This is a genomic window from Bradyrhizobium sp. UFLA05-153 (assembly GCF_054185185.1).
Map to the genome: position 1 here is coordinate 25,901 of NZ_JBBIAM010000063.1, position 12,218 is coordinate 38,118.

The following is a 12,218-nucleotide window of genomic DNA, read 5'->3' on the forward strand; positions in this document are numbered from 1 at the left end:
GGCACCGTGTTTGCGTAAACATTTAACCCTACCCCGAACAATTCTGCCGCCTACAACCGCCCTGCCCCATTTCTGCGCTACCTAACGCTCGCGGATGCGTCCCGCGTCCGCTGGAGGACGCGTTATGGACCTCAGTCGCCGTCATCTCATCGGAGCTTCCACCGCCGGCGTTGCCGGTGCGCTGGCCATGCCCGTCGATGCCGCGCGCGCAGCCCCTCTGACGTCCGTGCTCGGGCGCGACGCCACACAGTATGGCGTGCGGCCCGGCAGCAGCGAGGACCAGACACGCGCGCTCCAGCGCGCCATCGACGACGCGGCGCGCGCGCAGGTGCCGCTGGCGCTGCCACCCGGCATCTACCGCACCGGTATGCTGCGGCTGCAAAACGGCTCGCAACTCGTTGGCGTGCGCGGTGCCACGAAATTGGTCTTCACCGGTGGTCCTTCGATCCTCCTCAGCGAAGGCGCCGGCTCGATCGGCCTTGCCGGCATCACCTTCGACGGCGGCGGCATTGCGCTGCCGACACGGCGCGGCCTCATCCACTGTCTCGGCGGACGCGACGTCCGCATTCTCGATTGCGAGATCACCGGCTCCGGCGGCAGCGGCATCTGGCTCGAGCAGATCGCCGGCGACATTTCGGGCAATGTCTTCACCAACATCGCCGTGACGGCTGTGGTCTCGTTCGATGCCAAGGGACTCATCGTCTCGCGCAACACGATTCTCGGCACCAACGACAACGGCATCGAGATCCTGCGCACCGCCATTGGCGACGACGGCACGCTGGTCGCCGACAACCGCATCGAGGACATCATGGCCGGCCCCGGCGGGTCCGGACAATACGGCAACGCCATCAACGCCTTCCGCGCTGGCAACGTCATCGTGCGCGGCAACCGCATCAAAAATTGCGATTACTCGGCGGTGCGCGGCAACTCAGCCTCCAACATCCAGATATCAGGCAACAGCATCAGCGACGTGCGCGAGGTCGCGCTCTACTCGGAGTTCTCGTTCGAGGCCGCGGTGATCGCCAATAACACGGTGGATGGCGCCGCCGTCGGCGTCTCCGTCTGCAATTTCAACGAAGGCGGCCGCATCGCGGTGGTCCAGGGCAACATCATCCGCAATCTGATCCCGAAGCGCCCCATCGGCACCGCACCCGACGACGATGCCGGCATCGGCATCTACATCGAGGCGGACACCTCCGTCACCGGCAACGTGATCGAGAACGCGCCGTCCTACGGCATCGTCGCGGGCTGGGGCAAGTATCTGCGCGACGTCGCGATCTCGGGCAACGTGATCCGCAAGGCCCTCGCCGGCGTCGGCGTGTCCGTCGTGCCAGGCGCCGGCACTGCGCTCGTCAACAACAACATGATCTCCGAAACTCCGCTCGGCGCGGTCGTGGGGCTCGACCATGCGCGCACCGTGACAACGGATTTGTCGGCTGACAGTGCGCAACGGTTTGCGCAGGTGGTAGTGGGTGGGAATGCGGTGCGGCGGTAAGTGCGACGACGCTAAAGTGGCTCCGCCGCGCGTGCTGACGCCACACCGTCATTGCGAGCACAGCGAAGCAATCCAGAATCGTTCCGCGCAGACAATCTGGATTGCTTCGCTGCGCTCGCAATGACGGAGGATGCGGACCTAAAACGCATTCCGCAGCAGCGGATATTTCGCTTCGATGCCGTCGAGGCTGAAGGTGAATTCGACCACGTGTTCGGGGATTGCGGGCACCGGCTCGGGGGCGATCGGGGCTTCGGTGATCCCGGCAAGCCGTTCGGGCATGCCGGCGAGGCCGACCGGCACGACCGTCTCCGGCACGATGTGCACGGCCTTCGGCTGTACGGTCTGGGCGTGCTCGCGCCGCACCGTTTCGCGTGACAGGACCGCCGGCGACCAGCCCAATGCGAACGTCCCGACGGGGCTCATCGCGGGCACGTCAGCGCCGTCGGCGAGCGCCCGCCACGTCTGCACGGCACGCTTGGCTTCCTGGATGTTTTCGAGAAAGGCGACTTCGGAGTGATAGCGGCGCCAGCGTCCGGTCTCGAACATTTCAGTGAGATGTTCCAGCCGTTGCTCGGCGAGTGCGCACCAGCGCTCCGCGATGTCGCGGCCGCGAGCCACGCCTTGGCGATGTGTCATGAATGAGCCCGTCAGGAGAGAACAACGGACGCGGGACGCAACGCAGACGAATCAATTTAGACGTGACGTGATTATTTTGTGGAAAAGTTTTGACTTGTCCAGCGACGACACAAATTTCGGCGCGAAATTCCGTAGTCGTGCGGAGATTTCGTGGGCTTTTGTGGTCAAGCCCCGCACAAGCATGGCGGACTTGCAGCGCAATGCGCCGGGCGATTCGCAAACGATCATGTGCGCTGACTCAACCCGGAGCTGAAAGGCGGAGCGCTTCGGAAGATCGAGAGCCAAAAAGAAAAGACCCGTCCGGGGGGACGATAAATTCGAAAAAACTACAGTAAAATCAACTAAGTTGGCGCAGGTTGTCCACCAAAGTGTCCCAATATGCACGAGGTCCCGCTCTGAGGCGTACCCGCCTGCCCCGCGCGGCTGCTCGGGACGAGTCGGAGGACGAGGTCGCGCCGCGTGCACAGGCAGGCCGTGGCAAGGGCGGCGTCGCGGTCGTGGTTCTGACCATGCCGGAGATCTGCGAGGCGCTGGAGGTTGTCTACCGGCTTGCGATGACCGTGCGGCTGATCCCGGAGAACAGCGATTACGACGCCACGACGGAGGCCATCCGCACGGAGCGCGGCATCAGCCCCGCCGCGATGCGGATGCAACTGCGCCACAGTTTGAGTGTGATGGGGGACGCGCGTGAACGCGCCCAGGTTGGCATGCTGCTGAGGCTTTCTGAGGCGGCGAGAGCCGAGATGGCAGACGCAGCCTGATTACTACGCAAGAAGTCAGTCGCCGGGCTTCCGACCAACAGCGCCGCCAGGATCGAGGCCAAGATCAGGAGGCGACTCGCCGGTTCCGGGGTGCTGCCGGAAGCCCATGACATCGAGGTCGAGAAAGTGGTGCGTCAAATCGAGGAGGCGCGCCGGCAATGAGCCTTCCGATCCACACCACCGCCGGCAATCGCGCCGAGCCTAGCTCCACCCGCGGCCCCGAGGTCTGTGCGAGGCCGGCATGCGCCTTCGAGGCGCTGGCCCGGGCCGAACTGGTGCCACAAGTTTGCTGGGAGGCTTGCGGAGAGGAAACGAGCGCAATCGCAATGACGATGATGATCCGCGCGCGCTACGCTGCCCAGGCTCCCGACAATGCCTCGGCCTGTTTCAGCACCGTCTCAGTCGCCTCTTCCTGCTTGTCCGGTGGGTATTTGTAGCGGCGCAGTAGCGTCTTCACCATCACCCGAATCTTGGCGCGCACCGTTTCTCGCTTGGCCCAGTCGACCGTTACCGACTTGCGTAGGCTGAGCGTCAGCTCTACCGCGATCTTCTTGAGCGTGTCGTCACCCAGATCTCGCACGGCCGCCTCGTTGGTGGCCAGCGCATCGTAGAAGGCCAACTCGTCGGCGTTCAGGCCCAGGTCCTCGCCCCGCCGGGCCGCCTCCTGGAACCTCTTGGCCATCGCGATCAGCTCTTCGATGATCTGCGCCGTCTCGACCGCGCGGTTGCGGTAGCGCGTCAGGCTCTGCTGCAGCAGGTCGGAGAACTTGGCGCTCTGCACGACGTTAGTCTTGAAACGCGACTTGATTTCGCCCTTGAGCAGCCGCTCTAGCAGCTCGACCGCGAGATTGCGCTCCCTCATGTGGCGCACATCCTCCAGAAACTCGTCGGAGAGCACGCCGATATCCGGTCGCTTCAAGCCGGCGGCCGAGAAGATGTCGACCACCTCGTCGCTGACCACTGCGCGGCTGATGATCTGCCGCAGCGCGTGCTCCTTCTGCTCGTCCGTGAGTCTCCTGTCGGTGCCGCCGTGTTTGGTCAGTGCAACCTTCACCGCCTGCAGGAAGGCCAGTTCGTCGCGGTATGCCAGCGCCGCGTCGAGCGTGCCGCACAAGGCGAAGGCCTTGCTCGCGGCCAACACGGCATCGGCGAAGCGCTTCTTGCCGTCATCCAGGCCCAACACGTGGTTGGCCACGGCCGGCAGCAACTGCCATGCCTTGCTGCGGAATTCGGTGTAGTCCACTCCGTGCAGCATGCCGTGCAGCACATCCATCTGTTCCCGCAGCACGGCGAGCGCGTCGTGGGCATCGATGGTCGGCTTGCCGCGCCCGTGGGCCTGGGTGTAGTCGGCAAGCGCCGCTTTCAGCTCGTTGGCGATGCCGATGTAGTCCACCACCAGGCCGCCGGGCTTGTCCTTGAAGACGCGGTTCACCCGGGCGATCGCCTGCATCAGGTTGTGGCCCCGCATCGGCTTGTCGACGTACATCGTGTGCAGGCACGGCGCGTCGAAGCCGGTCAGCCACATATCCCGCACGATGACCAGCTTGAACGGGTCGGCCGGGTTCTTGAAGCGCGTCTCCAGGCGCTTGCGCACGTCCTTGGGGTAGATGTGCTGCTTTAGCAGCGCCTTGTCCGATGCCGAGCCGGTCATCACCACCTTGATGACGCCCTGCATCGGGTCGTCGCTGTGCCACTCGGGCCGCAGCGCGACGATGGCGTTGTAGAGGTGCACGCAGATGTCGCGGCTCATGGCAACGACCATCGCCTTGCCGTCCATCGCGGAAAGGCGGTTCTCGAAGTGGGCCACGATGTCGGCCGCCACCTTCTGTATGCGCGGCGGCGCGCCGACCAGTTGCTCCAGCGCAGCCCAGCGGCGCAGCTTGGCCACCTTGGCCGCGTCGCCCTCTTCGTCCTCGGTCAGCTCGTCGACCTCGCTGTCGAGCTGAGTGACGTCGGCCTCCTTCAGCTCCAGCCTGGCCAAGCGGCTTTCGTAGTAGATGGGCACGGTGGCGCCATCGCGCACCGCCTGCTCGATGTCGTAGATGTGGACGTAGTCGCCGAACACGGCGCGTGTGTCGCGATCATCCAGCGACACCGGCGTGCCCGTGAAGGCAACGAAGGTGGCACCGGGCAGCGCGTCGCGCAGGTACTGGGCGTAGCCGTAGCGCACCGCTTTGGAGCCGGCGACGGCTGGCGCTGTCGTGCCCTTGCCTTCACCTGCTGCCGCCTTCATGGCTCCGTTGGAGACGGACTCACCGGAGAGGCGCGCCTCGAAACCGTATTGGCTGCGGTGCGCCTCGTCGCAAATGACGACGATGTTGCGCCGGTCCGAGAGCACGGGAAACGTGTCCTCGTCCTCGCCCGGCGTGAACTTCTGGATCGTGGTGAAGATGATGCCGCCCGAGGGGCGGTTGGCCAGCAGCCGGCGCAGTTCGGGCCGGGTGTCGGCCTGCGCCGGCGTCTCGCGCAGCATCTCACTGGCTGCCGCGAACACGCCGAAGAGCTGGTTGTCCAGGTCGTTGCGGTCGGTCACCACCACTAGCGTCGGGTTGCCCATGTCAGGGTGCGCCATCAAGGCGCCAGCCAGGCAGGTCATCTCGATGCTCTTGCCCGCACCCTGCGTGTGCCAGACCACGCCGCCCTTGCGGGAGCCGCCGGGGGCCGACGCCTTGAGCACGCTCTGCACGACAGCACGCACCGCGTGGAATTGGTGATACCCGGCCACCTTCTTGACCAACCGCCCGTCGTCCTCGAACAGAATGAAGTGGCGCAGGTACTCTAGCAGCAACTCGCGCTGGCACAGGCCTAGCACCAGCGTCTCCAGCTCGCGCATCGCGCCCAGCGGGTCGGTGGCCACGCCGTCGATGGTGCGCCAAGCCATGAAGCGCTCGCGGTCGCTGGTGAGCGAGCCCATGCGGGCCTGGATGCCGTCGCTGATGACCTGCAGCGCGTTGGCGTTGAACAGGTCGGGGATGTCTTGCTGGTAGGCTTGGAGCTGGTTCCACGCCGCCCAGATGTCGGCATCCTCGTCGCCAGGGTTCTTGAGTTCGACCACCACCAGCGGCAGCCCGTTGACGAACAGCACAACGTCAGGCCGCCGCGTAAGGTTCGGGCCCTGCACGCTGAACTGGTTGACGGCCAACAAATCGTTGGCGGCCACTTCGGTGAAGTCGACCAGGCGCACGCGGTCGCCGCGCGTCTCGCCATCCTTCTGGAATTCGACCGGCACGCCGTCGACCAGCCAGCGGTGCAGCTGGCGATTGGCGTTGACCAGGCCCGGGATGTTTGGATTCAGGACGCGGCGCAGCGCATCGTCGCGGGCACCATTGGGGATGTGCGGGTTGAGACGAGCGATGGCGTCGGCGAGACGATGGCGCAGGATCACATCACGGTAGCTGTCACGCTCGGTCCCTGGCGTCTTGGCGTCGGGAGGAGAAATGCTGGGACCATGCGCGGTGGACCAGCCCAGGCCGGCCAGCCATTCCAGCATCGCCTGCTCGACATCATCCTCGCTGATGCCGCTCATTCAGCCGCCTCTTCAAGCTGGGCTTCCGCTTCAGGCAGACGGAGTTTGCCGGAGATGAGGCGGGGGAGAAGGGTGTCTCTGAGGCGCGCAAGTACCCGTTGGCGCGTGTCGTTGCTCAGAATCGCTGCGCGCAAAGAGCCGGCCAACTCATGAAATGCACGTAGGACGGCATCGGGCGGACGAACCAGTTCAATCCTGTAGGCGTTCTCGCGATTCAATCCCGGAACCGCCGCGTCTGTGTTCATGGTTTCAAGCCCAAGACGCTGCATTGCGTAGTAGCAAAACGTCAGAGGGACTGACTTTGGTCGCACATAGAAGGTCGTGTCGATGGGAAAAAAGGGCCCATCTTCCCAGTACAAGCTGCCGACAGTACCTTTCCTTCCAACGATCACCGAACCTTCGTGGACTAAGGGCTCGTCGTGGTAGCCAGTGATGCCGCCAGACCCATAGACGGGTATGAGACCCTCGCGGCGCTCCGTCGCCTTGAGTGCCTTGCCGTACATGAGATCAATGATGCCGCCGAGACGAGTAGACGCCCACCCATTCGGAATCAGTCCCAGCGCTGAATCCTCGAACTCCGCCGGAAACAGCGCTGCCGTGGCCGCATCCATGCCGTCCGGTTCGCGGCCATCCGCTTTCGCCCGCACAGGATCGAAGTCGATGAACCAGCTCTTGAACAGGGCTTGCGCGATGGATTCGAGGGTGGCGTTGGTTTGGCGAAGGAGGTCGATCCGATCGTCCAGCGTGCCGAGCAACGCGAGGTGGTGCTCCTGCTCTGCAAGCGGGGGAAGAGCAATCTCCATCTTGTCTACACGCGTGATGTAGATGTGCTTGATCGTCGACCCGTCAGAGTCGCCTTCCATCCTGGACTGGTAGTACGGAGCGCGAAGTAGCAGAGCAAGAAAGTGGGGCAAGACTCGACCGTTGGGACGGAGCAGTGCTACAGATTGATTGATGCACAGCCCATCCCGGTCAACGACGGCAACGCGGCCGATTGACCCATCCTTTGTCAGTAACACATCCCCAATACGTGGACGGCTCTTGTCTGTCAAAAGCGTATTGAATGCAGTCTCGGTAGTGTGCCGAGCGGCTTCGTAGCGGATTCTCCCTTCAACAATGTCCTTTGCTGTCAGCTTCCACGGGCCCTTGGTGGCGTCTGGCATTGGATTCGTGAACCCATAGGTGATTAGGTCGAGGACGTCCCTAAGCGGTCCAACATGCCAGTCGGCTGGAACTTCGCCAATTGCAGCCAGCTTAGACTGCATAGCCCAGCCCCCCGAGCTTCTCCCGGATCACCTCATCCAGTTCTGCCCCTTTGGCCATTTGCTCGGCGAGCTGCGTGGTCAGCCGCTCCATCTTCTCGTTGAACGCCTCGTCGTCGTCATGGGCTTCCTCGGCGCCCACATAGCGCCCTGGCGTCAGCACATGACCGTGCTCGGCAATCTCGGCCAGCTTCACGGCGCGGCAGAAACCGGGCACGTCGGCGTAGGGTTCATCGGCGCCGTCCTCGCCATCGGCACGCCAGCGGTGCACCGTTACAGCGATGCGCGCCACGTTCTCGTCGTCGAACACCCGGTTGACGCGCGTCGCCATGCTGCCGAGCTTGCGCGCGTCGATGAATAGCACCTCGCCGCGCCGGTCGCGCCCCTTCTTGCCGCCCGGCACCGCAGCACCGGTCTTGTCCTTTGCCAGGAACCACAAGCACGCTGGGATCTGCGTGTTGAAGAAGAGCTGCGGCGGCAGCGCCACCATCACGTCCACCACGTCGACCTCAACCATGGCCTTGCGGATGGTGCCTTCGTTGTTCTGGTTGGAGCTCATGCTCCCGTTGGCCAGCACCACGCCGGCTTGGCCGCGCGGGCTCAGGTGATGCAGGATGTGCTGCAGCCAGGCGTAGTTGGCATTGCCGGCCGGTGGCGTGCCATGGACCCAGCGCCGGTCGTCAGCCAGCCGCTCGCCGCCCCAATCGCTAATGTTGAAAGGCGGATTGGCAAGCACGTAGTCCGCTCGTAAGTCGGGATGCTGGTCGCGGTGAAAGGTATCGGCCGGCTCCTTGCCCAAATCGGCGGCAAAGCCCCGAATGGCGAGGTTCATCGCGACCAGGCGCCAGGTGGTCGGGTTCGCCTCTTGGCCGTAGATGCTATGTCGTCAGCCTTGCCGCCGTGCGCTTCGATGAACTTCTCACTCTGCACGAACATGCCGCCCGAGCCGCAGCAGGGGTCGTAGACTCGTCCCTGATGCGGCGCCAGCACCTCGACCAGCACCTTGACCACTGACGCCGGCGTGTAGAATTGGCCGCCCTTCTTACCCTCGGCCGAGGCGAACTGGCCGAGGAAATATTCGTAGACCTCACCCAACAGGTCCTTGGCTCGGTGCCCTTCCCCGAAGCCGATGGTAGAGATGAGGTCGACGAGCTCGCCCAGTCTTCCGGGCTCCAGCTGCGTGCGGCCGAAGCGCTTGTCGAGGATGCCTTTCAGGCGCGGGTTGTCGGCCTCAATCGCCTCGAGTGCGGCATCGATGCGCACGCCGATGTCGGCCTGTTTGGCCTGGTCGCGAATGGTCTCCCAGCGCGCCGACGCCGGCACCCAGAAGACGTTGGCCATGGTGTAGTAGTCGCGCTCCTCCAGCGCGTCCGCATGGTCGGCTGGATCTGGCAGGTAGAGATCACTGGCCTTGTCGCGGAAGGCGCCCAGAAGTTGCGTGCGGCGCTCGTCGAAGGCGTCGCTGATGTACTTGAGGAAGATCAGGCCCAGGACGATGTGTTTGTACTCGGCCGCGTCCATGCTGGAGCGCAACTTGTCTGCCGCCGCCCAGAGGGCCTTCTTGAGGTCTTGATTCATTCAGATGGACACCCCTGCCTGCGCCCATCGATGGGCCCCTTAGTGCCTTGATACCCGTAGCTGATCCGATAGACCATGAAAATCGTTAAGCTTTAAGTTGCGTGTCCTCACGAGCGTTGCGGCAAGCGAACCTACGCCGCTTAATGGCGCTACCCAAGACACGGCGCCAGCCTGCGTCCAGGATTCCGCCTTGCAGCGCAGGGGCCTCCAAAGGGCGAGCTAAGCTTGAGACGCGAAGGTGACGATTGCCTCGCAGAGCCGGTCGATCGTCGCGGTATTGGCTTTCAGCTTCTGCAGCTCCTTGAGTCGGGCACCGATGTGGAGCGTGTTCTTGTGCAAACCTCCTGCCCCCCCAAAAGCGGCCGACGCTGACGAGCCGGCGGGCTCCCAGTGCGAATCGGCATCGATTTTTATGCTCTGCGCCAAGTCGCAAGGCCAGGCTGCGAAGGTCTCGCCCCAAACTACCTCGCTCGGGAACGGATCGTCACCTGCGTTGGCTAACGCAAAAAGAGCCTTGTTGTCCCGTTCGTGGGCCTTGCGGATGGACTTCTCGGTGTCCGGGTTCTTGTGCGTGAGTTTGTCGGAATCACAATCAAACACAATGAATGTCGGAATCTCCATTTTGGCGGCAATGATTGCTGGCCGGATTATTTCGCTCTTGCCGTTGGCTGCAACAATATGTCCGCCCCGTGCACGGAAGGCATCCCAGCGACCCGACAAAACGAGCCACGCATTGATGTAGGCCGCATCCTCCAGGCCCTCGACCAGCACGAGCTTCGGCGTGAAAAACATCTCGCTGAGGTGAGGCTGCATTACCTGATGCAGCTTTACCAGCACGCTGTCATGCGACATCGGCGCGTCGCCCGTCACTCTCGCGTACTCCGCACCAAGTTGATCGAGGGTGCAGGACCGCACCGTCGCACGGCCGTCGTTCTGGCGCTTCCTGACCAAGCGTACTTGATCAAAACCGCTGCCACCAACGAAGTACGGGCTGTGAGTTGAGACAATCACCTGCGAGTTCTTTTCGCTGAGCGCCTGGAGCACTGTTGCCAGGTGCCGTGCCTGAGGTGGGTGTTGATAAAGCTCCGGCTCCTCTACCCCCAGAATCATGCGGGGGTTTGTCTCATCATCGTTTGTCGTCAGCCCTTGTAGAAGGGCAATGATGTACGAGCGCTGGAGGCCGTGGCCGAAGCGAGCGATAGAGCCCTCGAACTCGCCGTCACCTGCGAGAAGACGGGCCATCGGTTCCTCGATGCGGACTGAGGTTTTTGGATCTTGGTGCCACGTGAGTTTTGCGGTCGCCTCTGGGTGCGACCACTCGGTCAAACGTTCCTGAAGCGCGACAGATATCTGGTCCAGCGCGCCCTGCTCGGCAGCAAGCAAATCTTTGTATTTCCCCTCCGCTTCAGTACGGAGTGTAGCCAGCTTTTCGCTGAAATTGACCTGCGCTCGCACTGTACGCGCTAAGAGACGTCCCAGCGCGGTGTTCTTGCTCTCCGCCTGTTCACCTGCCGCATCTTTTACGGCGGGCACATAAACCCACTGCAGATACTTCCTGAGGTGTCCCTGCCCTAGGCTAACGCCATAGAACTGGTCCTCACTCGGGATTAGAACACAATCTCCGGGGCAGGCTGCCTCGTACTCGCGGAGCGCGGCCGTCATCGCATCCTTGACTTTGACTGCGGGCAGACCCGGGTAGCCTTCGCGCAATTTCGCGTATTGAGCTTGCAAATCGACGACCTTTGCGCCGTCGCCCAAAAGCTTGAAGTATGGTGTGAAGTCGGCCACCCCGAGTCGATTGCCGTACTGCTTCACGGCTGCGTGGCCAGTGCCGATATCAAATTGCGCCCTCGCGGTGACGATGAGGGAGTCCTGCCGATAGTAGTCTGCGAAATCGGCCTGGGCGGCTTCAGACAACCCACCAAAGGTGACCGTGATTTCAATTGGTGTGTTGGAATCACCGCGATGGAAGTCCTCTCTTTCCAGATTGCTCAGATTGGTCGCCGCACTTTCAGTCTCACGAAAAAAAATGTTCAACGCGCACAGCACGGTTGACTTGCCCGCACCATTCGCCCCCACCAGACAGGTGTGGCTATCGAGATCGATGGTTTCATCGTAGTAGGCGCGCAGATTCTTGATGCGAATCGATTTTATGTGCATTGAGCCCCCCTCACGGCACTCGATCACAGATTGTCTGCTGATTCCAGCCGCCAAACTAGGGTCGGCATCTTCCGTAATTGAGTACCACCTCGTTCTCTCGGAGGTGTCGGCCAATGCGATCTCGGTTGGCGCATGAAACGTCTGGGGATAGTTACGCGGCGTCGAAAAAAAAGCGATTCACAGCCTCGTTGACGCCGAGGGTAAGCGGATTAAGGAAACAAGCACCGCGAGCGCCGCTACCGGCCACGGACGTGCGACTGGGTGAAGGTGAAGAACCGCATCCCGCGATGGATCGGGAGCTCTGACGACATCCACAAATCGCGCGTGCATTAGTATGTAGTGCTTGGATCCATCCAACAGAATCTTGACCTGGTTGCTGGTCGACCCCGGCCCGAGAATGATGCCGCGCTTGCCGGCAAGCCGTGCGCCAGCGGAATCGGCGATCACAATGCGGAGTCCTTCCGTCATTTCGCCTTTGACGGTCGATAGATCTGAAGCATTGGGCAACTTGCGAGGGATGCGGGACACGATGGCGATGTACGCAACACGGGAAACAATGGTAGTCGAGGTCGGATAGAAATCGCGCGGATTGTCTCTCTCATGCGATTGCTCATGCCATGCCCGAATTGACCCGCTGCCGCGACCAAAACCGAGATCAGGAGAACTGGCAGATCTATTGCGGCGACGTGAACGTCGGCACCATCGGCCTTCGATCCGGCGTGCCATATGATGCGTCTTGGTGGGGCTGGGCGTGCGGCTTCTATCCCGGCACCGCGCCCGACGAGCACCGCACCGGCACG

The 12,218-nt window shown here is 62.7% G+C and carries 8 protein-coding genes and 1 pseudogene; 3 read left to right on the plus strand and 6 right to left on the minus strand.

Annotated elements, in window-relative coordinates; all coding sequences use genetic code 11:
• Positions 1-124 precede the first annotated feature (124 nt).
• Complete coding sequence (locus Q2941_RS30465; protein WP_027528151.1) at positions 125-1,495, plus strand: TIGR03808 family TAT-translocated repetitive protein; 1,371 nt, start codon at positions 125-127, stop codon at positions 1,493-1,495.
• 138 nt (positions 1,496-1,633) lie between these two features.
• Here the strand turns inward: Q2941_RS30465 and Q2941_RS30470 are convergent, their stop codons facing one another.
• A complete protein-coding gene (locus tag Q2941_RS30470; protein WP_156944951.1) occupies positions 1,634-2,131 on the minus strand; it encodes a TIGR03809 family protein in 498 nt (165 codons plus the stop codon).
• Here Q2941_RS30470 and Q2941_RS30475 point away from each other — a divergent pair.
• Together Q2941_RS30475 and Q2941_RS30480 are read left to right on the plus strand one after the other, a co-directional pair.
• The gene (locus tag Q2941_RS30475; protein ID WP_254106934.1) at positions 2,130-2,384 is read left to right on the plus strand and encodes a hypothetical protein; all 255 of its coding nucleotides are present in this window, start codon (positions 2,130-2,132) and stop codon (positions 2,382-2,384) included. The two genes, Q2941_RS30470 and Q2941_RS30475, sit on opposite strands and share 2 nt — an antisense overlap.
• Positions 2,385-2,628: 244 nt before the next feature.
• Entirely contained in the window at positions 2,629-2,892 is a 264-nt protein-coding gene (locus Q2941_RS30480; protein WP_458194703.1) for a hypothetical protein, read from the plus strand.
• Between the two features lie 349 nt (positions 2,893-3,241).
• Here the strand turns inward: Q2941_RS30480 and Q2941_RS30485 are convergent, their stop codons facing one another.
• From Q2941_RS30485 to Q2941_RS30505, 5 genes and pseudogenes are all read right to left on the minus strand, one after another.
• Positions 3,242-6,418: a type I restriction endonuclease subunit R gene (locus Q2941_RS30485; protein WP_458194704.1), complete on the minus strand. Its 3,177-nt coding sequence runs from the start codon at positions 6,416-6,418 to the stop codon at positions 3,242-3,244.
• A complete protein-coding gene (locus Q2941_RS30490; protein WP_458194705.1) occupies positions 6,415-7,683 on the minus strand; it encodes a restriction endonuclease subunit S in 1,269 nt (422 codons plus the stop codon). The genes Q2941_RS30485 and Q2941_RS30490 overlap by 4 nt, the downstream gene beginning before the upstream one ends.
• Positions 7,673-9,258, minus strand: a pseudogene (locus Q2941_RS30495) (type I restriction-modification system subunit M). The gene Q2941_RS30490 and the pseudogene Q2941_RS30495 overlap by 11 nt, the downstream one beginning before the upstream one ends.
• A gap of 219 nt (positions 9,259-9,477) precedes the next feature.
• Positions 9,478-11,418 carry an ATP-dependent nuclease gene (locus tag Q2941_RS30500; protein ID WP_458194706.1) on the minus strand — a complete coding sequence of 647 codons (1,941 nt, stop codon included), beginning with the start codon at positions 11,416-11,418 and terminating at the stop codon, positions 9,478-9,480.
• Between the two features lie 177 nt (positions 11,419-11,595).
• A complete protein-coding gene (locus Q2941_RS30505; protein WP_458194707.1) occupies positions 11,596-12,144 on the minus strand; it encodes a hypothetical protein in 549 nt (182 codons plus the stop codon).
• Positions 12,145-12,218 lie beyond the last annotated feature (74 nt).